This window comes from Pseudomonas sp. (assembly GCF_036404235.1).
GTDB lineage: Bacteria > Pseudomonadota > Gammaproteobacteria > Pseudomonadales > Pseudomonadaceae > Aquipseudomonas.
Window position 1 is genome coordinate 1 of sequence record NZ_DASWOT010000116.1, and the last position, 25,835, is coordinate 25,835.

Below are 25,835 nucleotides of genomic sequence, written 5' to 3' on the forward strand. Positions count from 1 at the left end.
CATGAAGCGATGCGTCACTCCTTGTCGATGGCAGAGTTGAGCGATGTTTCCCTGATAGGCCTAGACAGTCGCGACGCCCTTGGCGGGCTGTTGACGCATCATCTGTCGGAAGCCAGCGCGGCGCCGAATATCGATATCAGCGTGCAAACCTACCATTTGGCACGTTCGCTGGTGGAGGCAGGGCTGGGACTGGCGATTGTCGATCCTTTCACTGCGTATTCGGCGATTGGCGGGGCGTTGCAGGTACGCGAGTTGCACCCGGCGGTATCGGTAACGTTGTTCGCCCTGTCGCGCATCGATGATCAGTTGTCGGCCTCGGCAAAGTGGCTGTTGCGTCAGGCCACGTTGTGCGCAGAGGGCTTCGTCGAGCAGCACCGCGCTCGTATGGCCCACACCGCAGGGCCGCAACAGGCGATGGAAACGCCATAACCTTTGGTTATCCATGATGTCGTTATAACTATTGGCGAGGACAAGCAGCCTGACCCATAAATAACCGAACTCCTCAGTCGAGGCGATGATTCTTCTGATACGCCAATAATTAAGTTGCCGGCTCTCCGGTTACCGGGGAATCGGCCAAAAAAAGCAAGAATACCGTTAGGGTCTGTACGAAAAGTCGGCGAGCCTGTTTTTAAACCAGCATGACCGAGCGCAGCCACTTTACGTACAGAACCCAGATTGCATCTGCCGTCAAAAAAACTGGAGAGAGCCTTTATGACATCCCATCACTGTCGACGCTTGGGCGTGCCGACCTTGTTGCGTACCACGTTGTTGGCCAGCGCTATTGCTTCTTTGTTTTCAGCGGGATTGGTCGACGCAGCCACTCTGCGTTTGGGGATCGCTACCGATGCCCTGACCCTTGACCCCATCGCATCGAGCGACAACCCATCGATCTGGACTGAGCTGCTGATTTTCGATCAACTGGTCAGGCCAAGCACCGATGGTCTCAAATTGGAACCGGGAATCGCGCAAAAGTGGGAAGTCGCCGCCGATGGCAAGACCTACACCTTCCACTTGCGGGAAAACGCGCAATTCTCTAACGGCGATCCAGTGACCGCCGACGATGTTGTGTTTTCACTGAAGCGGGCGGCCGGCGAGAAATCCGATTGGGCGCGTTTCTTCAAGCCGATCACGGGGTTTGAAGTCATCGATAGCCATACGGTCAAGATGACCCTGGATACGCCTTTCACGCCGTTGCTCAATAATCTGGCGCTGTTCAGCGCCTCTATCGTCCCGCAAAAAGCGTTGACTGCCCAAGGCGACGATTTCTTCAAGAAACCCATCGGCAGCGGCCCGTTCGTGCTTGAACAGTGGAACCGTGGCGAAAAAATGCTGTTGGGCAAGAACCCGCATTACTGGCAAAGCGGCAAGCCAATGATCGACAAGGCCGAGATCCAGATCATCGGCGAAGACAACTCTCGCGTGCTGAAACTCAAGGCGGGCGAACTGGATGCGATTGTCGGTCTGCCCTTCAACCAGATCGCTGCGCTCAAGGCTGATGCGAACTTCCGGGTCGGTGTCGCCAAGGTGTTTCGCAGCGAACTGGTGCAGTTGAATACGCGGGTCAAGGCGCTTAGCGATGTGCGGGTGCGTCAGGCCCTGAACTATGCCATCGATAAAGAGGGCATCATTAAAAGCGTGCTGCGTGGCAATGGCGAAGCGGCGGCCTCGTCACTGCCGATCATGGCCTACCACAACACCAGCATCAGCCCGTATCCGCTGGACATCGCTAAAGCCAAGGCGTTGCTGGCCGAAGCAGGTGTGTCGGGGTTGCAGTTGAAAATGCTGGTGCCGTCGGGCGACATGACGTTGCGTCAGGTGGCTAGCGTGATCCAGAGCAACCTGACGAAAGTCGGGGTCAAGCTCGAGTTGCAAACCATCGAAGACAGCTCCCAATACAGCACCACCAAGGCCGGCAATTACGAGATGTCGCTGAGCTACACCACCAGCGACACTATCGACCCCGATCAACTGGTCGGCTTTACCGCGATCAACCCGGAGCGGGCCAACGCCTTTCACACTGAATGGAAGGACGAACGCGTCAACGAGCTGTATGCGCTGGAACGCCAGACCCTCGACGGGCCGGAGCGTGGCAAGCAATTCCAGGAGATCGAAGCGCGTGTGCATGATGGCGCGCCGTTCATCTTCCTGTATCACCAGGGCTCGCCGTATGCATCGAGCAAGAAGGTCGAAGGCTTCAGCGTGTTGCCGACGTCCAACTACCGTCTGGAAGACGTCAAGATGAACTGATCCACGCGGCACTCGAGCCTTTTATTCACCTGGGGCGCAGACCGTTTGACCGGCGATGCCAGGTCCAGCGGTCTGCCGGGATGCTTTGTGGAGTGTGCATGCAGATCTTGCGTTTTTGCCTGTCGCGGCTGATTCAACTGATCCCGGTATTACTCGGGATCACTTTGATCGCCTTTTTGTTATTGCGGGTCATGCCGGGCGATCCGGCGACCCTGATTCTCGGTAATCGTGGTACGGCTGATGATATCGCCCGCCTGACCACGCAGTTAGGGCTGGACCTGCCGCTGTGGCAGCAATATTTGATCTTCCTCGGTGACAGCGTGCGTGGCAGTTTCGGCCATTCAATCGCCTACAAAACCGATGTCGGCCCGCTGATCTGGGAACGTTTGTGGGCGACGCTCAGCCTCGTGGGTTTGAGTACCGTGCTGGCGGTGCTGATGACGGTCCCGCTGGCGATGCTATCGGCGCTGCGTCGAGGCAAGGCCACGGACCAAGGCATCAAGTTGTTGTTCATCGTTGCCATGTCGATGCCGGCGTTCTGGCTGGGCGTCTTGCTGGTGTTGCTGCTGAGCATCTGGTGGCCGATCTTTCCGGTGTCGGGTTATGGCGACGGCTTCTTCGAGCGCCTTCATCACCTGTTTCTACCGGCATTGGTCATCGCGCTGGGCACCTCGGCGGTGACTATCCGCTCGATGCGCAGCTCGGTGATTTCGGTGCTCAGCGCAGAATACATCGACACCGCTCTGGCCAAGGGTTTGCGCCGTGGCGCGGTGTTGCGTCGGCATGTGCTGCGCAACTCGTTGCTGTCGACGATCTCGGTGCTGGGCGTACACACCAGTTGGGTGATCGGCAGCACGGTGGTCATCGAATCGGTATTCGCCATTCCGGGGCTCGGCAACCTGTTGGTGTCGTCCATCAGCGCTCGCGATTACCCGATGGTCCAGGGCTTGACCGTGACCTTCGCGGTGTTGGTGGTGTTTATCAACCTGTTGACCGACCTGGCCTACCAGCTCGCCGACCCGCGGATGAAACTGTCATGAGCCTGAACTTGAACCCGCATTTGAAACTGAGCCTGGCGATGCTATTCACCCACGAAACCCGCCAGCGTTTGGCGCGCAATCGGTCGCTGCAAACGGGTGTGGTGCTGCTGTGCATTTTGTTGGTGGCGGCTTATCTCGGGCCGTTGCTGATCACGGTCGATCCGCTGGTGGTGGATTTCGATCAGATCCTGCTACCACCTGGTCCGGGCCATTGGTTCGGCACCGACGATCTGGGCCGCGACGTGTTGGCGCGGGTCATCAGCTCGGCTGCGCTGGACCTGCAAATCGCTGTGGTCTGTGTGGTACTGCCGTTTTTGATCGGCACCAGTGTTGGCCTGTTGTCGGGATACATCGGTGGTTGGGTGGATGCGCTGCTGATGCGTCTGGTGGACATTCTTTGGGCGTTCCCGTTTTACGTGCTGGTGATCGCTATCGTCGGTTCGATGGGGCCGAGCGTCGGCAACATGTACCTGGCGTTCACCCTGGTGATTTGGATTTCCTTTGCGCGTATCGTCCGTGGCGAGGTGTTGCTGGTGAAGAACGCCGAGTACGTTCAGGCCGCCAGAGTGCTGGGTTACAGCCACCTGCGCATCGTCTTGCGCCATGTGCTGCCCAACGTCATCACCCCGGCCATCGTGTTCATGATGGCTGACGTTGTGTTGACGATTCTGGCGGTGACCTCGCTGGGCTTTCTCGGTCTGGGCATCCAGCCGCCTACGCCTGAGTGGGGCGTGATGATTTCCGAGGGGCGTAATTTCATTCTCGACGGCTGGTGGATTTCGTTGTTTCCCGGCCTCGCTATCGTGTACGTCGGCGTGACGTTTGCCTTGCTGGGTGACGGGCTGGACGACTTTCTGAGGCCCAAATCATGAATATGCCGATGTCTCAGGTCAGCGCCCGAGTGCTGCTGGAAGTCCGCGGCCTGCGCACGCAGTTTCACAGTCAGCAGCAGCCGGTGACGGCTGTGGATAACGTCAGTTTCGAGATTCGTCAGGGCGAGGTGTTTGGCCTGGTCGGCGAGTCCGGTTGTGGTAAGAGCGCCACCTGTCGCTCGTTGCTGCGCTTATTCGGCGGCGCCACGGCGAAGGTGAGTGCCGAGCGCATGCAATTCGATGGTCTGGAACTGGCGGGGCTCAGCGAGGCGCAGTTGAGCGAGGTACGTGGCCGGCAGATTTCCATGGTGTTTCAGGACCCGATGACCTCGCTCAATCCGACCATGCGCATCGGTGAACAGATCGCCGAGGGCTTGCGTCGGCATGACAATCTGTCTGGTGCTGCGTTGCGTGAGGCGACCATTGCGATGCTCAAGTCGGTTGGCGTGACGTCGCCCGAACAACGCCTGCGCGCCTGGCCCCACGAGTTTAGCGGCGGCATGCGCCAACGTGTACTGATCGCTATCGCCCTGGCCTGCAAACCGCGGCTGTTGATCGCTGATGAACCGACCACTGCGTTGGATGTGACAATTCAGGATCAGATTCTCAAATTGTTGTTGCGCTTGCGTCGCGAGAACGGTTTGAGCGTGTTGTTGGTGACCCACGATCTGGGCGTGGTGGCGCAAACTTGTGATCGGGTGGCGGTGATGTATGCCGGGCGCATTGTCGAAAGTGGCGACACCCGACAGTTGTTTCGTCGCCCATCGCACCCCTACACCCGCGCATTGCTCAATGCTCTGCCCAGTCTGACTGGTCCGCGTCAGACCCTGAGACCCATTGGCGGCGAGCCGCCGAATCTCGCCAATCCGCCCGGTGGCTGTCGCTTCCATCCACGCTGTCCGAACGCCATTGAGCGCTGTCGGCAGATTGATCCGCAATTGCGCGAAGTCGAGCCGGGGCATTTCAGCGCCTGCATTCGACTGGAGGAATTGGCATGTTGAACGAGTGCGATTTGACCGAGCCGCCGTTGCTGGAAGTGCGCAATCTGTCGATGACGTTTGCTGCACCGCGCAGTCTGTTCGAATGGACAACCGGTGCGCCGCGTCGTGAGTTGAGGGCCGTGCGTGACGTATCGTTCAGCATTGGTGCGGGCGAAACGTTGGGCGTTGTGGGTGAGTCGGGATGCGGCAAGAGTACGCTGGGCCGCTGTCTGGTCGGGCTTTACGAACCGGCCGCCGGCGAGATTCTTTGGCGTGGCAAACCTCTCCATGAATTAGGCGATCGACAAGCCATCAGTCGCAAGATCCAGATGATCTTTCAGGACCCGTATTCCTCGCTTAACCCTCGCATGACGCTGGCGCAAACCCTGGACGAAACCTTGCGCGTGCATGGCATTGGCAGCACTCGCGCCGAACGCCATGAGCGGATCGACGAGCTATTGCTTACGGTTGGCCTGGCGCCGCGCCTCAAAGATCGCTTGCCCCACGCGTTCAGCGGCGGACAGCGCCAGCGTATCTCCATCGCTCGCGCCCTGGCGGTCGGCCCGGAACTGATCGTTGCCGACGAGCCGGTGTCAGCGCTGGATGCCTCGGTGCAGGCACAGATCATCAACCTGTTCGAAGACATTCGCGAAAAACTCGGCGTGGCATTTTTATTCATCGCCCATGACTTGAGTGTGGTCCGCCACATCAGTCAGCGCATTGCGGTGATGTACCTGGGGCAAAGCATGGAGCTGGCCGACGCCGACACGTTGTTTGCCACGCCGCGCCATCCTTACACCCGAGCCTTGCTCTCGGCGATTCCGCTGCCGGACCCCGACCAGCGCAACACCCATGAGAGCCTCGACGGCGAGTTGCCCGACCCGTTCAATCCGCCACAGGGCTGCGCATTTTCGACCCGCTGCCCATGGGTGACTGAGGACTGCCTTCAGGCGATTCCGCCGCTGTACCAACTGGAAGCAGGGCATCAGGCGCGCTGCCTGCCGTCGCTTCTGCAACGCTCTGAATCCGATCATCAAAGGAGCTGACATGTTTTATCAGTCCACCGAAACAGCGAAACGCATCGGTTCACAGGTGCTGGCCGAGGTGCAGCGGCAATTGACGCAGGTCGGCGTGGCGAACGAGGACATGGCGTTGACCTTGTTATTGCATCCATCACGTTTGACCGACAGCGAGGGTGTCGGCACGGATTGGCCAGAGGGCTTCAGTTATCAAGGCAGCAAGCCGTTTTACCCGGCCAGCGTGGTCAAGAGTTTTTACCTGGCCGCCGTCGAAGACGCGCTCGATGCCGGGCGAGTGACGATGCACGAAGAGCTTGAGCGAGCGATGCGCGACATGATCCTTTGGTCGAGCAACAACGCCACCAACTACATCATCGATCTGATCAGCGAAACCACCGGTGACACGTTGTTGCAGGGGGCAGAGTTGACCGAGTGGCAGACGCGACGGCAGGTCGCCAACCGTTATTTCCAAGGCTTGGGTTGGCCGCAAACACAGGGTATTAATGTCTGCCAGAAGCTCATGGATGATGACCGCTACGGGCGCGAAAGGCTGTTCGCGACGCTGGGCGGCAACAACCACAATCGCCTGACCAGCGACGCCACGGCGCGCCTTTTTTTCGAGATATTCAACGCAAGTCTGGGCAGCCCAGCGCGCAGCAAACGCATGCAGAACCGCTTTCATCGGCCCTTGACGCCTGAGTTTGCCGAACAGGAGCATGCGCAAGTTCGCTCGTTTCTGGGCGGCGGATTGCCACAGGCCGCGACGCTGTACTCCAAAGCCGGCTGGAACGGTTGGACCGGCGATCCACTGTCCAGCTACAACCGCCACGACGCGGCGTATGTCGAGATGGCCCAGGATTCGTCGAGTGTTTATGGCGCGTTCACCCTGGTGCTGTTCAGTCACGGGAAGGCGGTTTCGACCGATGAGCAGGTATTTCCCGAAATCGGCCGCGCGGCGTATGGGTTGATTGATGGGGCGCGCTGACAGTCGCCATGCTTTTGATTCTTAGGCTTGCCCCGCGATCTGGCGCGCCCTGTAGCGAACTTGTTCGCGAGGCGGTGTCTCAGGAGCATCGTGTTGGTCGCCTCGCCAACAAGTTGGCTCCTACAGATTGAACGGCGTTCTGTAGTAAACCCGGTGTGCGCGGCCTGTCTGTCACACCCTGTGCGCAGGTTTACGACGGGTTCCTCGCCGGTCGTGGGACAAGCCAGACTCCTACATAAAATTCATTTTATTCAGATAGTTACAGTGTATTTGATAAGAGCGGATACAGAGTGTGCCCGCTTTACAGTGTCACTTAGCCCCCATCATTTTTGCCAACGCCTCGGGCCTTGGCGCGCCTTGTTGCTGTTGGATATTTCCGTCGTCGTCCTTGTAGAAGATCGACGGCGTGGCTGAAAGCCCCATGTCTTCCATCAGTTTCATGTTGGCGTCGAGTTTGGCCTGGATGTCTTTAGGGATGCTGTCCAACGGTTTCAGGGTGCTGCTTTTGCCCGCTTGCTCGTGCTTTTGCAGGGCCAGTTCCGGGTTTTTGTCTGTCAGCAATGCGGCAGCCTTGGCGGCGCTGTCTTCGCGGATGATGCCGACCATGATGTGCCGCAATTGCACTTTGCCGGACGTAACCCAAGGCCGCGCCTGTTCCCAGAACAGGTTGCAATACGGGCAGTTGGCGTCGCTGAACAGATAGATCACCTTCGGTGCAGTCTTGGCCCCGTCGGCAATCCAGGTGCTGCTTTGCATCTGGTTCCACATGGCTTTGGTCATCGGTTCGTAGACCAGTTTTTGCAGTGGCGCCTGGCTGAGGTCCTGGCCTTTTTCATCGAACAGATTGCCCGCCAGCACATGCTTGCCATCGGCAGTCAGGTACAGCGCCATGCCTTGATTCTGATATTGCGCGGCATACCCTTTAAGGCCACCGGGCGCGTCGAAGCTGCCTTTGATGGTTGCGCCTTTGGCCTCCAGCGCTTTGATCGCGGCCGGTAACTCTTCGGCCCGCAGCAATGCGCTCTGCAAGGACAGCAGACTGACTGCTGCCACTAACGAATAACGGGTCAGGCTCATTGAGCGCTCCTTGAAAGCGAAATAGATGAGGGCGCCGCTGGACTGAAGCTGTCGAGCGTGTGCTTGAGGCTGGCGGCGGAAAGCTCGCCAAGATGAGTGGCCAACAGACGACCCTCCTGGGTATAGAAAAGGGTGGTGGGCAAGGCGGCAGATCCGACCTGTTGCGCCAATTGCCCGCTACTATCGAACAGCAGGTTGTTCAGATGCAGACCTTGCGCCGCAAGAAAAGTCGCGACGGTACGCGGGCTTTCGGCCTGATTGACGAACAGAAACACCACATCCTCATGGGCCTGCTGCGCCGCTTGCAGCACTGGCATTTCGCGACGGCAGGGCGGGCACCAGGTTGCCCACAGGTTGATCACCAGCTTTTTGCCCTGATAGTCGCTCAAGCGTACTGGCTCACCGGACACATTGCGCAAGGTCGGGTCCGGTAATCGTGCATCCTCCTGATAGCTGATGCCGATGTTCGCCAATAGCCAGAACGCCAGACCCAAGCCGACGCCCGACCCCAATGGCCCGCGTAGCGACGGACGTTTCCAGCCATACAGCGCGCCCCCCAACAGCACCGTGATCACGCCCGGCCAGGTCAAAAAGCCGCCGTCGCGGATGTCGATGATGGCAGTCAGGTTATCGTGATACTGCGCCCAGTAAACGATCACAAAACTCAGTCGGGCGATCAGTACGCCTGACAGAAACAGACTGAAAATGACCTTCTCTGGATTGATCTTCTGTTTACGCCCAACCAGCCAACCCACCAGCGTTGCCAGTACCAGCGCGATCAACAGCAGTAGATGAGTGATCGACAGCGCCAACGGCCCGAGGGAAAAGCTCAGCATCGGCTGCGCTCCCGTGTAGCTTGCAGATTGAGCCCAGGCTCGGCGTGGACCAGGACCAGCATAATCAACAGCAGCACACACTTATGCATACACCATCCTTGTGGGTTAACGGCTGCGGGCAGGGTGTGAGGTAGTGATTAAGGCGGTGTTAACGAAAATACATGCGGTAGAAATACCAACAAATGCTGGCGCTGACGAAGGGCGCGATTGTGGTGTGTCAGACCCATTGCATTGCAGCCTTCGGCAGCTATTGTCTGAAACCCGGTGGCATAATCGCGCCTTAATCCACCCGCGTTTCAATAGCCCTTTTTTCGAGCCCGGCCATGCATGTATTGCTTTGCGAAGACGATGATCTGATTGCCAGCGGTATTGTCGCGGGCCTTGAGGCGCAGGGGCTCACGGTTGATCGGGTGGCGACTGCGTCGGCGGCGCGGGCGATGTTGTCGGCAGCGCATTTCGATGTGATGGTGCTGGACCTCGGCCTGCCGGATGAAGATGGCCTCAAATTGCTTCGCCAACAGCGTCAGCAAGGCATTGAATTGCCAGTGCTGATTCTCACTGCCCGCGACAGCGTGACAGATCGTGTCGAGGGGCTGCAGGCGGGCGCCGATGATTATCTGCTCAAGCCGTTCGATCTGCGCGAACTCAGTGCGCGCCTGCACACACTGATCCGGCGCATGGCCGGGCGCAGCGTCAATGTCATCGAACACGGTTGTCTGACCTACGACCCCAGCAGTCGCGAGACTCGCCTCGCCGGTCAAACCGTCGATCTGTCCCGCCGCGAGCAGGCTTTGCTGCATGCCCTGCTGCATAACCACGGCCGGGTATTGTCCGGCGAGCAACTGAAGGATTGTGTCTACGGCTTTGGCGATGAAGTCGAAAGCAACGCCCTCAATGTCCACATTCACCATCTGCGACGCAAACTGGGTGGCGGCATCATCGAGACGGTGCGCGGTTCGGGTTATCGTCTTGGCCCGGCCGGGTGCGCCACGCAGGGCGAAACACCATGATGAGCCTGAGAGTGCGACTGAGCCTGACCCTGGGTGGCGCGTTCGTGTTGATTTGGCTACTTGCAGCCGCCTGGATGCTCTGCGACCTGCGCATGCAGATGATGGACTCTCTCGACCAGCGTCTGGCGGCGTCGGCGCGGATGGTGGCGGGCTTGATGGACCAGATGCAGATGCGCGAACAGCAAGACGGCAGCGTCGACGCAGAGCGTTTGTTGGTCTCCAGCCCCATGGCCTGTCAGGTCAGTTCCCTGCGAGGTGAGGTCCTCGCCCGCAGCCACAACACGCCGGATGGCGCGCTGACCGCAGACGAAAGCGGCTATCGCGACCAGCTCATCAATGGCGAGCGCTGGCGCAGTTTCACCCTGACCCACAGTGACGTACGCATCACCACCGCTGACCGCCAGGAGGAGCGTGATGTACTCAGCCATTCGGTGTTGCTCGCCGCGTCGGTGCCGGTAGTGGTGGCGTTGTTGGGTAGTCTGGCCTTGCTCTGGGTGGTCATCGGTCGGGGGCTGGCGCCGCTGCATCGAATGCGCGATGCATTGAAGCGCCGCAGTGCCGACTCGGTCGAGCCGCTGGATGTACCCGGCTTGCCCAACGAGTTGCAGCCGCTGCTGAAAACCCAGAATCAACTGTTCCAGCGCATCGCCCAGACCTTGGAGCGCGAGCGTCGGCTGACCGGCGATGCCGCGCACGAACTGCGCAGCCCATTGACTGCGATCAAGACCCACCTGCAAGTGGCCCAAATGACGGGTGGCGAGGTTCGAGACAAGGCGCTGGCCCATGCCGAAGAGGGCGCCGACCGCATGCACCACACGCTTGAGCAGTTGCTGTTGTTGGCGCGGGTTGAAGGCAGCCTGTCGTTTGATGATGGTGTGCAGTGCGACGCCGAGAAAGTGGCCCGGCTGGCGATCCACGATGCGGTCAGTGGCAATGAACAGCGTATTGAGCTGATCATCGCCCCAGAGGTGTCTGCTGCGCCTGTGCAGATGCCTGCTGTGCTGGCCATTGCCGCGCTGCGCAATCTGTTGGACAACGCTTTGCGTCACACCGCAGTCAATACGCAGGTCGAACTGACCTTGCTGACCACCTCAGGCCAGGCGCACTTTCACGTGCGCGATTATGGCCCGGGCATTCCCGAGCCGGATCTAGACAAACTCACTCAACGCTTCTGGCGCAACGGCAAAAGCCCCGGCGCCGGTCTTGGCTTGGCCATCGTGCAGGCCATTGTCCAGCGGTGTGCCTGTTCGTTGCGTTTCGACAGCCAGCCCGATGGTTTGCGAGTCGAGCTGCACATGCCCTTGCGAAGCACCACTTCGACTTCCCCCGACATCGGATTTAACGGTCTATGAGTTCTTGCTTCTGTCCGCAGGGCAAGGAGCGCGGCTTGTCCAGCGATGGGGGCGAAGCTGCCCTGAATAAGCACTGCGATCAAATGACCGCCGTTATCCTTCGGTGGCCTTGGGCTCCAGTGACGGTTCGACAATCACCTTGTGTCGGCGTAAACGCATCACCAGCCCATAAAGCAGCGGTACGAAAAACAAGGTCAGTACCGTAGCGCTTAACATGCCGCCAAACACGCTGGTGCCAATCGCCCGCTGGCTGGCGGAGCCGGGCCCGCTGGCGAGCATCAAGGGCAGTACGCCAAAAATAAACGCCAGTGAGGTCATGACGATTGGACGCAAGCGCATGCGCGCCGCCTCAAGCGCCGAATGCAGCACCGAAGCCCCTTGCCGGTGAAGGGTTTCGGCCACTTCGATGATCAAAATGGCGTTCTTGGCTGACAGTCCGATCACTGTGATCAGGCCAACTTTGAAGTACAGGTCATCCGGTAGGCCGCGCACAGTGGTCGCCAGTAATGCACCGATGGCGCCCAGCGGGATCGCCAGGATCACCGCCAGTGGGATTGACCAGCTTTCATACAGCGCCGCCAGACAGAAGAAAATCGCCAGGATCGACAGACCGAACAGCAACGGCATCTGATTACTCGACACCCGCTCCTGATAGGACTGCCCCGACCACTCCAGGCCGAAGCCGCCGGGCAGTTGTTCGACCAGCCGGGTCAAGGCGTCCATCGCTTGTCGGGTGCTGTAACCCTTGGCCGGCGCGCCGCTGATCTGGAGCGCCGCGAAGCCGTTGAAGTGCTCGATCTCCAGCGCATCGACGGTCCAGCGCATGCTGACGAAGGCGCTCAGAGGCACCATGTCGCCAGCCTTGTTGCGTACGCGCGCCTGAAGCAGGCTCTCCGGTTGTTGGCGGTCCTTGCCCTCTGCCTGGACGATGATCCGCCGTACCTGGTTGTTGTAGATGAAATCCCCGAGGTAGTCCGAACCATACAAGGTGGCCATGGTTTCGTTGATCTCGCTCAGCGACACGCCCATGCTCTGGGCCTTGAGGCGGTCTATAGACACCCGCAGTTGCGGCGCGTCGTCTTGGCCCGAAAAGGACAGGTCGACCAGGGCCGGGTCTTTGGCCGCCATCGCCAGCAGTTGATTCTTGGCGTCGATCAACGCGTCGTGCCCCAGTCCGCTGCGATCCTGCAACCGCAGATCAATGCCTTCGATGCGCCCCATTGACGGCAGCGGCGGTGTATTGAGCGCTTTGATCTGCGCCTTGGGGTGGCGTGCGGTGCCTTGTTCAAAGCGCTGATTGACCCTGGCGAGGATAGCGTCTAGCTGTTGGTCGGGCTGTTTGCGCAACGACCAGTCGATCAGTGTCGGCCAGATCATCCCGGCGTTCTGCCCGTCACCGAAATAGCTGAAACCCTGCATGGCGAACAGGCTGGAAACGTTCGGGTCGGTCCTCATGAAGGCCTGCACCTCGTCCAGTACTTCCCGGGTATCGGCTTGGGTAGAACCTGTGGGGAGCAAGACTACAGTGGCGAAACCGCCTTTGTCTTCGCTCGGCAAAAATGCGCCGGGCAGACGCGCCATCAACAAGGCCATGACCGCGAACAGCGCGATGTACAACAGCAGGAAACGGACCGGGCGACGTAGAAAACCGGTCAGGCTGTGGGAATAGAGCCGAGCCAGTACCGGGCTGAGCCTGGCCAGATGGCCTTGGCTTCCCTTGTGGCCCACAGGTTTGAGCAAGGTGGCGCACAGCGCGGGGGTGAAGGTCAGCGCAAGAAACGCCGACAACACCATGGGCACCGCCAGGGCCACCGAGAATTGGCGATAGATTTGCCCGACCGCCCCCTGAAACAGCGCCATGGGGATGAACACGGCGGTTAGCACCAGCGTGATCGCGACAATCGCGCCGCTGATCTGGCCCATCGCCTTGAGTGTTGCCTGGCGTGCGGGTAATCCTTCCTCGCGCATGATGCGCTCGACGTTTTCCACGACCACGATGGCATCGTCCACCAGAATACCGATGGCCAGGACCATGCCGAACAACGTCAGCACGTTTAGAGAAAACCCCAGCATCCACATCACGGCGCAGGTCCCGGCCAGGGCGACCGGCACTACCAGCCCCGGAATCAAGGTCGCGCGCCAACTGCCGAGAAAGGCCCACATCACCAGGAACACCAGAACCATGGCCTCGATCAGTGTGTAACCGACCTTGATGATGGACAGTTGTACAAACACCGATGTATCGAACGCGGTCTGGTAGTGCATGCCCGGTGGGAACTGCGCGGACAGTGTTTGCAGGGTCTGCTTGACCGCTTGGGCAGTGCTCAGCGCGTTGGCGCCGGCTGCCAGTTTGATCGAGAGTGCGCCCGCGTATTTGCCGTCGACGAAGGCCGGGTAGTCGTAATTGTTGCCGCCCAGTTCAACCCGTGCGACGTCTGCCACACGTAGCGCCGAGCCGTCGTTGTTGACCCGCAAGGCAATCGCGCCGAAGGCATGGGGTGTATCGAGGTCTTCCTGAACGGTCAGTGGTGCGGTAATGGCGGTGTCACTGGGGGAGGGCGACGCGCCGATGGCACCCAGTGTGATGCGCTGGTTTTGCAGGCTGATCGCACTGACCAACTCGTTGGTGGTAATGCCGGTAGCTGTGAGCTTATGCACATCGGGCCAGATGCGCATGGCGTATTCGGGGCTGTAGGCTTCGACCTGGCCTACGCCGGGCAACCGCAACAGCGCCGGACGCACGATGCTGGTAGCGAAATCGCCGAGTTGGATGTCATCGACGCTGGTGTTGTCGGCGGTGAGAGTGACGAACAACAGCTGGTTTTCACCGCTTTGTTCCACCTCGATCCCTTGGCGACGCACGCTTTCAGGCAGCCGTTGCTCGACCCGACGAATACGATTTTGCACTTCTACCGCAGCCAGTTTGGTGTTGGTGCCGGTTTCGAAATACAGGCTCAGTTCCACCAGGCCTTCGGAGCTGGTCGAGTTGAAATAGAGCAGGCCGGGAATGCCGTTGAGCTCGCGCTCGATTACCGAGGTCACTGTGCGTTCGGCGACTTCCGGCGAGGCGCCAGGGTAGCTGGCGGAGATGCTGACCCGAGGTGGCGCAACGTTGGGGTATTGCTCGACCGACAATTTTGATGCGGCAAAGCCGCCGCCAAGGAAGATGAAAATCGCGATCACCCAGGCCATGACTGGGCGATCGATGAAGAACGTGGACATGAATTTCCCTATTGGCGATCGGCCACATTGCTGTTGCTGGTTATCGGCTTCGCTTGCACTGCTTGTCCATTACTCAACGCGCCACCATCCAGAATCACCCGTTCACCGCCAGACAAGCCGGAGGTAACACGCCATTGCTTGCCTTCCAGGGTGTCGGCGGTGATCGCTACCTGCCGCGCATGACCGTTATCCTCAAGCATGACGAACGTGCCAGTGCGGGTTCGGGTCAGCGCATGTTGCGGAATCAGCACCGCCGCCTTGGCCTGGGGATGTTCGAACTCCACTTGCACATACATGCCGGGCAGCAGCAAATGATCGGGATTGTTGAACAGTGCGCGCATGGCAACGGTGTCGGTCATCGGATCGACGGCGGTGTCGGAAAACAACAGCTGGCCCGGCATGTCATACAGCGAGCCATCGCTCAAACGCACGTTCACCGGCATCGGTTCGTGGCTTTTTTCCTGTGCGACGGTGGCCTTGCGCAGTGCCAGAAACTCAGCAGCCGGTTGCGAGAAATTGACGTAGATCGGATCGATCTGTTCCACCGTGGTCAGTTTCGTGCCCTCGTCCTGGCCGACCATTGCGCCTTCAGTAATCATTGCCCGACGCGCGCGTCCGGCAATGGGCGACGTGACGCTGGCGTAATCGAGTTGCAGTCGGGCGCTGCGCACCTTGGCGGCCGCCAGTTTCTCGGCGGCACGCAGCTGTTTCTCCAGAAACAGGTCCTTGCGGTACTGCTGAATACTGATCGAATCGTAGTCGCGCAACTGTTTGGAGCGCTGTGCCACATCGGTCGCGGCATCTGCAGTGGCGCCTGCCTGGGCAAGTTCCGCCTCAGCGGCGGCAAGACTGGCTTTGAGCGGGGCCGGGTCGATCAGGAACAACAGTGCCCCGGCTTTGACTTCTGCGCCTTCTATATAGGTGCGCTTTTCGACGATCCCCGCCACCCGTGCGCGGATTTCCGCGGTGCGATAGGCCTCAAGACGCCCCGTCAGTACCGTTGTCGGCGCATGACTGGAACGCGCGGCGATAACCACATCGACCCACGTCTTTTGCTCGGCAAGCGCGACGGGCGCAGCCTTGTCACAGCCGCTCAACAACGTGCTGGCCACGATCAGAAGGGCGAGGGTGATGCGCAAAAACTTGAAGCCGGGCATTCGCCAACTCGGATGAATAAGAAGGGTTCTCAATCGTACACGTCCATGTAGAGGATGTAGGAATATTTATTGGCCAAGCGTGTCATGTGAGCAAATGTCGGGCCACGTTAAGAGTGCCATTGAGTTCAGTCGCTCACTCTGAGTGTTACTGCACACCATCGCTGTAGGTTTGGTGCAGTGTTGCCGTCAGATTACTCTGCAATTGTCAGCTCCGATGGACTACATTCTGGCTCTAATTCCTTGCCCCCGACTTTCAGCTATTGTGCTGACTATCATCCCTGGCGAAGACGCTGTGCGATTGCCCTTCGTCGAGCAAGTTGACGGCTTGCTGTATCAAGCACCGTCGCAATCTAAGGTTTTGGCAGCTTATCGACGCGCCAAGCGGGCGATGGATCGATTGTGCAGTGGCTTGATCGATAACGGCTTGCCACTATTCATTTAGTCGATAGTTACCATCATAAATCGCAAGTTCTGTTTTCCTGCCAAAGGAGGAGGATGGCCCCCATACCGAACTGGCTCCACGAGGAGATACGCGATGAGAATTTCTGTGCTGTTGGCTCTTGTCGCCGTATTGACCGGCGGCGTCGGCGCCACTGCGTCAGCCTCAGCCGCCGACGAACAGGCGTGTCACTTGGCTCCCGTTGCCGACAGCGACATCAGCTTGCAGCCTACTCAGTCAGTCGGTGTGATCTACAGTGAAAATACGGTCAGCAACCTTCAATACCTTGAGCGTTACCATTCTGTCGCTCTCAAAGGTGTAAAGAACGGCGCTCTCGATTCGCGCATCCGTGAAGCTTTCATCAACAGTTCAGACCCTAAATTGGCCATCGACTGGTTGAAGGGGTCGCTGGAAAAACAATTCGCATCGGTCACTGTGTACGACAACCTGGATGCTGTGGTGCAAGCGCATCCTGACGTGGTGGTCATGCTCGACACCTATAACCGCTTGGTCACTCAACGTAATACTCAGGTCGAAGCACGCTTTGTCGCCAAGTTTTACGACGCCAACCTGCAATACATCGGTAAGGCCGAAGGTTATGGCGGCAAGGAAATGTCTTCGGTGTGGGTACATGACAAAGCAGCCCCTGAAATTGCCGCGCAAATCGACCAGCAACGTGAGCTGCAACTGAACGCGCTGAAACAATTCGATGCATCACTCAAAGCGCTGGTGACTGCAGGTGAAGTAGCACAGGTGGCCGGGAACTGATTTCATCGCAGCAAACTTCATCTGCTCATTTCCCGATCCCTCCATCTAGCCAACGCCAAATACCAGATGCTGATGCTGGGCGCTTATGCACTGCATCCAGAATCCTTGACCTGCAGCACTGGCATCAAGCAATGGTATCGACCACGCCGCCATCCACCCGCAGTGCCGCGGACATTACGGTGACGTCGAAAAAGTGCTGCCAGACGTCGTCCGGGGTGTCGAAGAAATCCTGCGGGCCATAGATGCCGACGTTGTTGATCAAAAAGCCTCGTCGGCTCCCCTCATTGCGTTACCGAACCACCGTCCTGTTGCGACCTTGGTGCTTGGCGGTGTACAGGGCTGTATCGGCGCGTTCGATGAAGGCGTCCAGGGTGGGGCATTCATGGGGCAGGCAGGCATACACGCCCAGGCTGATGCTGACGATCCCCAGGGGGTTGCCCATGTGTTCGAGGTCGAGTGCGAGAACGGCCAGACGGATTTTTTCCGCCAGGGCAAACGCGCCCCGTGCATCGTTGTACGGCAGGAAAATCGCCATTTCCTCCCCTCCATAACGCACCGCGAGATCACCTGTTCGGTTCAGGCTGTTGCGGATACAGAGCGCGACCGCAATGATGCATTTATCGCCGGAGACATGCCCGTAGGCGTCGTTGTAGCTTTTGAAGAGGTCGATGTCGATCATGATTAGGCTCAGTGGATGCAGGTTTGCACCACCGTCATTGAATTCAAGACTTAGGATTTTCTGAAAGTGACGACGGTTGGCGAGCCCCGTCAGGCTGTCTTGCAGTGCGAGCTTTTCCAACGAGTGGCTGGCGATGCGCAGTTGCGACTCGGCCTTGAGCCCGAAACGGATTTGTTGAAACAACAACAATCCGAACAGCAGGTTGGCGATCAACACGCAGATGATCACCAATAGCGAGCGCCAGGCATTTTGCCGCCAACTGTCCAGCACCTCATACTCTGACAATCCCACCAGCACTACCAGCGGGTAGCTGTCCAGACGCTTATAGCCATAGATACGCTTGATTTGGTCGAGCATCGAAATTACCGTTGCGGTGCCTTCGTAGCGCTCCTTCAAGTAGCGGCTGAACAACTCGCCTTCAGCGAGTGAGGTACCGGTGGTGGTTGTGATCTCAGGGCGACGTGCGAGTAGCGTACCGTCGGCCAGTGCCAGCGAAATAACGCCCTGATTGCCAATGTCGAAACGGTCGAAGAAGCGGTCGAAGTACGCCAGTTCGATGGTGGCCAGGACCACCCCTGAAAAGTTGCCATCGGCATCATTGATGCGGCGTGACAGCGGAATGACCTGGTCGCCAGTGGTTCGGCTGCGAATAGCGCTGCCAATGCGCGGCAGAGAGCTGTCGATAGCTTTGTGAAACTGAAAGTATTCGCGATCGGCGTTATTCGCGTTGTCTGGCGTATGGCCCAGTGAGGTCGCGACCCAGTTGCCGTCCTTGTCGTAAATGAACAGGCCCTGGATTTGTTCAACGCTGGCGGCGACCGCTCTCAGGTAATCATGCATACGTGGGCTGCGCGCCGACTCGAAACCGTCATAGGCCAATCGTTCGATAATGCCAGCCACTGGAATATCGGCCTGGTCGAAGGCGTCATCGGCTTGTTGCGCCATCGAGCGTGACAGGTTGGCGACAGAGGTATTGGCCATTGCCAGTTCGTGGGTGCGCTCCTCCCGTAGTTGCCAAAGTGTGATACTGATAATCGACACGCACACCAAGACGGTGAAGACACCGGCAAGCCACAGAACAGGCATGCGCTTCAATCGCCGGTGTCGTGGGTTGAAATACAGACCATCGTTTCGATTCAAACCCCATTACCTTCACATCTACTGGTGCAATAAGAGTAAGACAACTCATGCGCAAGAAATACAAAAAAAGGTAGTGGCCTGAAGTTCTCGGTAAAACGGGTGCATGGGGTCAGCCACACGGGACCCAGGCGTCTGGTTTCAAGACCGTGCGCAAATCAAATCAACCCGCCCCTGCTACAACCTTGCTGCAATCTATAAACTGCGCCATTGCGATGCTATTTGTCGCATTACCGAAAACTGTGGAAAAAGCCGGGTTGGCGCTATAAGAAGTTGTCGCTTGGCGGCAAGGCTCGGCTGAAAACTGTCCTTACAATCCATTCCATCGCCTCGCCAGTTCCAGGCAGGCGTTCCTCTTCAGGAGACTCCGATGTCCGTTGAGCAAGCCCCGGTGCAACGCGCCGATTTCGACCAAGTGATGGTCCCCAACTACGCCCCGGCTGCTTTCATTCCTGTGCGCGGTGCAGGTTCCCGAGTCTGGGATCAATCGGGTCGTGAACTGGTCGATTTCTCCGGTGGTATCGCAGTCAACGTGTTGGGCCACTGCCATCCAGCTTTGGTCAACGCCTTGACCGAGCAGGGCAACAAGCTGTGGCACGTGTCCAATGTCTTCACCAATGAGCCCGCGTTGCAACTGGCGCGCAAGTTGGTCGACTCGACTTTTGCCGAACGCGTATTCTTTTGTAACTCCGGTGCCGAAGCCAACGAAGCCGCTTTCAAACTCGCACGTCGCGTCTCCTACGACCTGTACGGCTCGGAAAAGTACGAGATCGTCGCCGCGCTCAACAGCTTCCACGGTCGTACACTGTTCACGGTCAGCGTCGGTGGTCAGCCGAAGTACTCCGACGGCTTCGGCCCGAAAATCACCGGCATCTCGCACGTTCCTTACAACGACCTTGAAGCATTGAAGGCCGCTGTGACCGACAAAACCTGCGCGGTGGTGCTTGAGCCGATCCAGGGCGAAGGCGGCGTATTGCCTGCGGACCTGTCTTACCTGCAAGGCGCCCGCGAACTGTGCGACAAACACAACGCGCTGCTGGTTTTCGACGAAGTGCAGAGTGGCATGGGCCGCAGCGGTCATCTGTTCGCTTACATGCATTACGGCGTGACCCCGGACATCCTTTCCAGCGCCAAGAGCATTGGCGGCGGTTTCCCGATGGCGGCGATGCTGACTACTGAGAAACTCGCCAAACACCTGTCAGTCGGCGTTCACGGCACCACTTACGGCGGCAACCCGTTGGCGTGCGCGGTCGGTAATGCGGTAATGGATGTGGTCAACACCCCAGAAGTGCTGGCAGGTGTGAACACCAAACACCAGCAATTCAAGACGCGCCTGGACAAAATCGGCCAGCAATACGGCATCTTCAGCGAAGTTCGTGGCTTGGGCCTACTGATTGGCTGCGTGTTGACCGACGCCTGGAAAGGCAAGGCCAAAGACATCTTCAACGCTGCTGAACATGAAGGCTTGATGATTCTTCAGGCCGGCCCCGATGTGATTCGTTTCGCGCCGAGTCTGGTGATTGAAGACGCCGACATCGAAGAAGGACTGAACCGCTTCGAGCGCGCCATTGCCAAGTTGACTCAAGCCTGAGAAACCTGATGGCCTGTCTCAGGCCGCGAGTATGGCCGTCTGTAGGAGTGAACGTGTTCGCGAGACAGCGTAACTGAGTCGCCGCGTGGAGCCTCCTCGCCAACAAGTGGGCTCCTACAGGTGGTATGTGTTTTAGCTGATTTACTTTTTTCGTGTGCCGGTTTCATATCGGCCCGTTTTTCAAGGAGTGACACCATGTTGGTGATGCGCCCCGCGCAAATGGCTGATCTGGCCGAGGTTCAACGCCTCGCCGCCGACAGCCCGATTGGTGTCACGTCCTTGCCGGATGACGCTGGCCGTTTGAGCGACAAGATTGCCGCTTCGCAAGCATCATTTGCAGCAGAAGTCAGTTTCAATGGCGAGGAAACCTATTTCTTCGTGCTGGAGGATCTGGACACAGGTCGTCTGGTGGGGTGTTCCGGGATCGTCGCATCGGCGGGCTACTCCGAACCCTTTTATAGCTTTCGCAACGAAACCTTCGTTCATGCCTCCCGCGAGCTGAAGATCCACAACAAGATTCACGTCTTGTCGCAGTGTCATGACCTGACCGGCAACAGCCTGCTGACCAGTTTCTACGTGGTGCGTGAGTTGGTGGGCACCGTCTGGTCGGAGCTTAATTCCCGTGGTCGTCTGTTGTTCGTCGCCAATCATCCAGAGCGTTTTGCCGATTCGGTGGTGACCGAAATCGTGGGTTACAGCGACGAAAACGGCGATTCACCGTTCTGGGATGCCATCGGTCGTAATTTCTTCGACCTGAACTATGCCGAAGCCGAGCGCTTGTGCGGGCTGAAGAGCCGGACTTTTCTCGCCGAACTGATGCCGCATTACCCGATTTACGTGCCGTTGCTGCCCGACACTGCGCAGGAAGCCATGGGCCAGGTACACCCTCGGGCGCAAATTACCTTCGACATCCTGATGCGCGAAGGCTTCGAGACCGATCACTACATCGACATCTTCGACGGTGGCCCGACCTTGCATGCGCGTGTTTCGAGTATTCGTTCGATCTCTCAGAGCCGCGTTGTGCCGGTCAAAATCGACACCGTGAACAACGGTGATGCGGTCAAAGGCGGGCGTCCTTATCTGGTAGCCAACGGGCAGTTACAGGACTACCGCGCGGTGTTGCTGGAACTCGATTGGGTTCCTGGCAAACCGGTGACGTTGAGTGTGGCGGCCGCAGCAGCGCTGGAGGTCGGTGAGGGCGTCAGCGTACGCATCGTCGCAGTTTGACAGGTTCGTTTTCGCTGTTGGTGGCTCAATGATTAGCATCGGCTGCGGATCGCAGGTTAGTGAGTTTCGCCGGTTTCCAAAGGAAACCGGGTTGAGGAGAAAGCATGATCGTTCGTCCCGTACGCATCAGTGATCTGACGGCACTGATTGAGCTGGCGCACAGCACAGGCCCAGGCCTGACCACCTTGCCCGCCAATGAAGAGCGTCTGGCGCATCGCGTGGGGTGGGCCGAGAAGACCTTCCGTGGCGAAGCCGGTCGCGGCGATGCGGATTACCTGTTCGTGCTCGAAGACGATGCTGAACGCGTTGTCGGCATTTCGGCCATTGCCGGCGCAGTCGGTCTGCGCGAGCCCTGGTACAACTACCGGGTAGGCTTGACCGTCAGCGCATCGCAAGAGCTGAACATCTACCGCGAGATACCGACACTGTTTCTCGCCAACGACCTGACCGGCAATTCGGAACTGTGCTCGCTGTTTCTGCGCGACGATGCCCGCACCGGCTTGAATGGGCGCTTGTTGTCCAAGGCGCGTCTGCTGTTCATCGCCGAGTTCCCGGAGCTGTTCGGCAACAAGATCATTGCCGAGATGCGTGGCATGTCTGACGAGCATGGTCATTCGCCGTTCTGGGAAAGCCTGGGCCGGCATTTCTTCAAAATGGAATTCAGCCAGGCTGATTACCTGACTGGGGTGGGCAACAAAGCCTTCATCGCCGAACTGATGCCGAAGTTTCCGTTGTACTCCTGCTTCCTTTCGGAAGCGGCGCGCAACGTCATCGGCCGCGTGCATCCAAGCACTGAGCCTGCGCTGACCATGCTCAAAGCCGAGGGCTTCAGTTATCAGGGCTACGTCGATATTTTCGATGCGGGGCCGGCCATCGAATGTGAGACCAGCAAGATCCGTGCGGTACGCGACAGCCAGCCGTTGGTGCTGGCGGTAGGCACGCCGGGTGACGACGCCACGCCGTTCCTGATTCACAACCGCAAACGCGAAGACTGTCGGGTGACCGCCGCGCCTGCGCGGTTTGCCGCTGGCACGCTGGTGGTCGATCCACAGACGGCCAAACGCTTGCGTTTGAGCGCGGGTGATCACGTGCGCGCGGTGCCACTGTCTCCGGCTCGGGAGGGCATTTGATGAACACGCTTTATATCGCGGGGGCCTGGCAGGGCGGGCAGGGTGAGTCGTTTGAATCGTTGAACCCGGTCACGCAACAGGTGATCTGGTCGGGTCAGGGAGCAAGCGCCGCTCAAGTCGACGCCGCCGTAGCTGCTGCGCGTCACGCGTTCGTATCATGGGCCACACGTCCGTTGGACCAGCGCATTGGCATCCTGCAAGCCTTTGCTGTCAGCCTGAGGAATCACGCTGACGAACTGGCGTATTGCATCGGTGAGGAAACTGGCAAACCGTTGTGGGAATCGGCGACGGAAGTGACCAGCATGGTCAACAAAGTCGCGATTTCGATTCAAAGCTACCGCGAGCGCACGGGCGAGAAGAGTGGCCCATTGGGTGACGCCACCGCTGTGTTGCGGCACAAGCCGCATGGTGTGGTCGCGGTATTTGGTCCGTACAACTTTCCGGGGCACTTGCCCAACGGGCATATCGTTCCGGCGTTGCTGGCAGGTAACGCCGTGGTGTTCAAGCCCAGCGAACTGACGCCCAAAGTCGCCGAGTTGACTGTGAAGTGCTGGATCGAAGCGGGCCTGCCAGTGGGGGTGCTCAACCTGCTGCAAGGCGCGCGTGAGACCGGCATCGAGCTGGCGGCTCACACGGGCATCGACGGTCTGTTTTTCACTGGGTCCAGTCGCACCGGTAACTCGCTGCATCAGCAGTTCGCGGGGCGGCCGGACAAGATCCTCGCGCTGGAAATGGGCGGCAACAATCCCCTGATCGTCGATCAGGTGCGGGACGTCGAGGCCGCGGTGTATACGGTTATTCAGTCGGCGTTCATCTCAGCAGGTCAGCGCTGTACCTGTGCTCGTCGTTTGCTGGTGCCGGAAGGTGCTTGGGGCGATGCGTTCATGGCGCGGCTGGTTGAGGTAGCAACGACGATTCAAGTGGGTGCTTTCGACCAACAGCCCGCGCCATTCATGGGCTCGGTGATTTCCCTTGGCGCTGCGCGCGCATTGCTCGATGCTCAGCAGCAGTTACTGGCCAATGGCGCGGTGGCGTTGCTGGAGATGACTCAGCCTCAGGGGCAGTCCGCGTTGCTCACGCCGGGTATTCTGGATGTCAGCGACGTCAGTGAGCGCGCCGATGAAGAGCTGTTCGGGCCGTTGTTGCAGGTTATCCGCTACGCTGATTTCGATGCCGCCATCGCCGAGGCCAACGCCACGCAATACGGGCTAGCGGCAGGTTTGCTGTCTGATTCGCAGGCGCGTTATCAGGCGTTCTGGCTGCAAAGCCGGGCCGGGATTGTCAACTGGAACAAGCAACTGACCGGGGCTGCCAGCAGCGCACCGTTCGGTGGTGTGGGGGCCTCGGGCAATCACCGGGCAAGTGCCTATTACGCCGCGGATTACTGCGCGTATCCGGTGGCTTCGCTGGAGGCTGAGCAGTTGACGTTGCCCGCGAGCTTGACGCCGGGCATCACGCTGTAGGTCCTGCATGGCAAGCGCGCTGATCAAACATGGGTAAATTGTTGACTCAAGACCCCGATGGATCATCTGTAGGAGCGAATTCATTCGCGAGCGGCCGGTACAGTCGATACACCTTCATCACCTGGAGAACTGCATCGCGAATGAATTCGCTCCTACAGGTGGTTATGTTTGCCCAAATATTGATGTTTATAAAAACAGATCCACGGAGCCTTTCCGATGAAATCCTGCGAAGTCAACTTTGACGGTCTAGTGGGCCCGACCCATAACTACGGCGGGCTGTCCTACGGCAACGTCGCTTCCCAAAGCAACTGCCAACAATCGTCCAACCCGCGCGAAGCTGCCTTGCAAGGCCTGGCAAAAATGAAGGCGTTGATGGACCTGGGTTTCACTCAAGGCGTGCTCGCACCACAGGAACGCCCAGATGTCGCCGGCCTGCGCAAACTGGGTTTCAGCGGCACCGACGCGCAAGTCATCGAAGGGGCCGCCAGGCAAGACATGCCCCTGCTGGTCGCCAGTTGCTCGGCATCGAGCATGTGGGTGGCCAATGCGGCCACCGTCAGCCCGAGCGCTGACACTGCAGATGGCCGCGTGCATTTCACTGCCGCCAACCTCAACTGCAAATGCCACCGCAGCATCGAACACCCAACCACTAGCCGTGTTTTAGGCGCGATGTTCGCTGATCCGCAGCATTTCGCTCATCACGCAGCCTTGCCCGCCGTTGCCCAGTTCGGTGACGAAGGCGCCGCCAATCACACGCGTTTGTGCCGTGACTACGGTGAAGCGGGCGTGGAGTTTTTCGTCTTTGGTCGTAGTGCGTTCCACACCCATTACCCGGCGCCGCAGAAATACCCGGCGCGCCAGACGCTGGAAGCCTCTCAGGCGGTTGCGCGTTTGCACGGCTTGAGCGACGACGGTGTGGTGTACGCGCAGCAGAATCCGGCCATGATTGATCAGGGCGTGTTCCATAACGATGTGATTGCAGTGGGTAATGGCGAGGTGCTGTTCTATCACGAGGATGCGTTTCTCAACACCGAGCACATGCTGGCTCAATTGCACGACAAGCTCGGTCGTCGTGGCGGGCGTTTTCAAGCGATTTGTGTGCCGCGCAGCGAAGTCGGCGTGGAGGATGCGGTACGTTCCTACTTGTTCAATAGCCAGTTGCTGTCGCGCAAGGACGGTTCGATGCTGCTGATCGTGCCGGAAGAATGCCGTGGCAATGCACGCGTCTGGAGTTTTCTACAGCGCTTGATCGCTGACGAAAGCCCCATTCGCGAAGTAAAAGTCTTCGACCTCAAGCAGAGCATGCAGAACGGCGGTGGTCCGGCTTGCCTGCGACTGCGCGTCGCACTGAATGAAACTGAACTGGCGGCGGTCAATCCAGGCGTTATCATGACGGCCCCGTTGTACGGCACTCTGACGCAGTGGGTGGACAAGCACTATCGCGATCGCATGAGCGAGAGCGATCTGGCCGACCCGCAACTGCTGCTCGAATGCCGCACGGCGCTGGATGAACTGACGCAGCACCTGAAGCTGGGCGCTGTCTATCCTTTCCAAATCAATTGAAAGACCGCAGACATCGCGCAGGCCGTTGATGTCCTGGATTA

The 25,835-nt window shown here is 58.8% G+C and carries 21 protein-coding genes; 15 read left to right on the forward strand and 6 right to left on the reverse strand.

All coding sequences use genetic code 11. The annotated features are described in order from the left end of the window. From VGC62_RS14335 to VGC62_RS14365, 7 genes are all read left to right on the forward strand, one after another. Window positions 1–429, forward strand: a 429-nt coding sequence (locus VGC62_RS14335; RefSeq protein ID WP_331187746.1) for a LysR substrate-binding domain-containing protein, incomplete at its 5' end; no start/stop codon positions are given. A 282-nt stretch (window positions 430–711) separates the two neighbouring features. Further along, a complete protein-coding gene (locus tag VGC62_RS14340) occupies window positions 712–2,247 on the forward strand; it encodes an ABC transporter substrate-binding protein (RefSeq protein WP_331187747.1) in 1,536 nt (511 codons plus the stop codon). Between the two features lie 98 nt (window positions 2,248–2,345). Continuing rightward, window positions 2,346–3,287, forward strand: a complete 942-nt coding sequence (locus VGC62_RS14345) for an ABC transporter permease (protein ID WP_331187748.1) — start codon at window positions 2,346–2,348, stop codon at window positions 3,285–3,287. Next, window positions 3,284–4,159 carry an ABC transporter permease gene (locus VGC62_RS14350; RefSeq protein ID WP_331187749.1) on the forward strand — a complete coding sequence of 292 codons (876 nt, stop codon included), beginning with the start codon at window positions 3,284–3,286 and terminating at the stop codon, window positions 4,157–4,159. The genes VGC62_RS14345 and VGC62_RS14350 overlap by 4 nt, the downstream gene beginning before the upstream one ends. Beyond that, entirely contained in the window at window positions 4,156–5,160 is a 1,005-nt protein-coding gene (locus VGC62_RS14355) for an ABC transporter ATP-binding protein (protein ID WP_331187750.1), read from the forward strand. The genes VGC62_RS14350 and VGC62_RS14355 overlap by 4 nt, the downstream gene beginning before the upstream one ends. A gap of 11 nt (window positions 5,161–5,171) precedes the next feature. Beyond that, a complete protein-coding gene (locus VGC62_RS14360) occupies window positions 5,172–6,185 on the forward strand; it encodes an ABC transporter ATP-binding protein (RefSeq protein WP_414705802.1) in 1,014 nt (337 codons plus the stop codon). A 1-nt stretch (window position 6,186) separates the two neighbouring features. Beyond that, window positions 6,187–7,143, forward strand: a complete 957-nt coding sequence (locus VGC62_RS14365) for a serine hydrolase (RefSeq protein ID WP_331187752.1) — start codon at window positions 6,187–6,189, stop codon at window positions 7,141–7,143. Window positions 7,144–7,452: 309 nt separating this feature from the next. Here the strand turns inward: VGC62_RS14365 and dsbG are convergent, their stop codons facing one another. Together dsbG and VGC62_RS14375 are read right to left on the reverse strand one after the other, a co-directional pair. Beyond that, window positions 7,453–8,220 carry a thiol:disulfide interchange protein DsbG gene (gene dsbG / locus VGC62_RS14370; RefSeq protein ID WP_331187753.1) on the reverse strand — a complete coding sequence of 256 codons (768 nt, stop codon included), beginning with the start codon at window positions 8,218–8,220 and terminating at the stop codon, window positions 7,453–7,455. After that, on the reverse strand, window positions 8,217–9,056 hold the full coding sequence (locus VGC62_RS14375; RefSeq protein ID WP_331187754.1) for a TlpA disulfide reductase family protein: 840 nt from the start codon (window positions 9,054–9,056) through the stop codon (window positions 8,217–8,219). Before VGC62_RS14375 ends, dsbG begins: the two co-directional genes overlap by 4 nt. A 323-nt stretch (window positions 9,057–9,379) precedes the next feature. Between VGC62_RS14375 and VGC62_RS14380 the strand changes: the two genes are divergently transcribed. Continuing rightward, complete coding sequence (locus tag VGC62_RS14380) at window positions 9,380–10,066, forward strand: response regulator (RefSeq protein ID WP_331187755.1); 687 nt, start codon at window positions 9,380–9,382, stop codon at window positions 10,064–10,066. Beyond that, a complete protein-coding gene (locus VGC62_RS14385; protein WP_331187756.1) occupies window positions 10,063–11,418 on the forward strand; it encodes an ATP-binding protein in 1,356 nt (451 codons plus the stop codon). The genes VGC62_RS14380 and VGC62_RS14385 overlap by 4 nt, the downstream gene beginning before the upstream one ends. A gap of 93 nt (window positions 11,419–11,511) precedes the next feature. Here the strand turns inward: VGC62_RS14385 and VGC62_RS14390 are convergent, their stop codons facing one another. Together VGC62_RS14390 and VGC62_RS14395 are read right to left on the reverse strand one after the other, a co-directional pair. Beyond that, entirely contained in the window at window positions 11,512–14,640 is a 3,129-nt protein-coding gene (locus VGC62_RS14390) for a multidrug efflux RND transporter permease subunit (RefSeq protein WP_331187757.1), read from the reverse strand. Window positions 14,641–14,648: 8 nt separating this feature from the next. After that, window positions 14,649–15,797 (reverse strand): efflux RND transporter periplasmic adaptor subunit, encoded by a 1,149-nt coding sequence (locus VGC62_RS14395; protein WP_331187758.1) that lies wholly within the window; start codon window positions 15,795–15,797, stop codon window positions 14,649–14,651. Between the two features lie 535 nt (window positions 15,798–16,332). Here VGC62_RS14395 and VGC62_RS14400 point away from each other — a divergent pair. Next, entirely contained in the window at window positions 16,333–17,004 is a 672-nt protein-coding gene (locus VGC62_RS14400; RefSeq protein ID WP_331187759.1) for an ATPase, read from the forward strand. 124 nt (window positions 17,005–17,128) lie between these two features. Here the strand turns inward: VGC62_RS14400 and VGC62_RS14405 are convergent, their stop codons facing one another. Together VGC62_RS14405 and VGC62_RS14410 are read right to left on the reverse strand one after the other, a co-directional pair. Then, complete coding sequence (locus VGC62_RS14405) at window positions 17,129–17,266, reverse strand: hypothetical protein (RefSeq protein ID WP_331187760.1); 138 nt, start codon at window positions 17,264–17,266, stop codon at window positions 17,129–17,131. Between the two features lie 27 nt (window positions 17,267–17,293). After that, window positions 17,294–18,769: a sensor domain-containing diguanylate cyclase gene (locus VGC62_RS14410; protein ID WP_331187761.1), complete on the reverse strand. Its 1,476-nt coding sequence runs from the start codon at window positions 18,767–18,769 to the stop codon at window positions 17,294–17,296. Window positions 18,770–19,190: 421 nt separating this feature from the next. On the opposite strand from VGC62_RS14410, the gene VGC62_RS14415 reads away from it, so the two are divergent. From VGC62_RS14415 to astB, 5 genes are all read left to right on the forward strand, one after another. Further along, window positions 19,191–20,411 carry an aspartate aminotransferase family protein gene (locus VGC62_RS14415; RefSeq protein WP_331187762.1) on the forward strand — a complete coding sequence of 407 codons (1,221 nt, stop codon included), beginning with the start codon at window positions 19,191–19,193 and terminating at the stop codon, window positions 20,409–20,411. Between the two features lie 195 nt (window positions 20,412–20,606). Continuing rightward, window positions 20,607–21,638, forward strand: coding sequence for an arginine/ornithine succinyltransferase subunit alpha (gene aruF / locus VGC62_RS14420; protein ID WP_331187763.1), 1,032 nt, complete (start codon window positions 20,607–20,609; stop codon window positions 21,636–21,638). 104 nt (window positions 21,639–21,742) lie between these two features. Beyond that, complete coding sequence (gene astA / locus VGC62_RS14425; protein WP_331187764.1) at window positions 21,743–22,768, forward strand: arginine N-succinyltransferase; 1,026 nt, start codon at window positions 21,743–21,745, stop codon at window positions 22,766–22,768. Then, window positions 22,765–24,231 (forward strand): succinylglutamate-semialdehyde dehydrogenase, encoded by a 1,467-nt coding sequence (astD, locus tag VGC62_RS14430; protein WP_331187765.1) that lies wholly within the window; start codon window positions 22,765–22,767, stop codon window positions 24,229–24,231. The genes astA and astD overlap by 4 nt, the downstream gene beginning before the upstream one ends. A gap of 216 nt (window positions 24,232–24,447) precedes the next feature. After that, window positions 24,448–25,794, forward strand: a complete 1,347-nt coding sequence (gene astB, locus VGC62_RS14435; RefSeq protein WP_331187766.1) for an N-succinylarginine dihydrolase — start codon at window positions 24,448–24,450, stop codon at window positions 25,792–25,794. The last annotated feature ends 41 nt before the right edge of the window (window positions 25,795–25,835 follow it).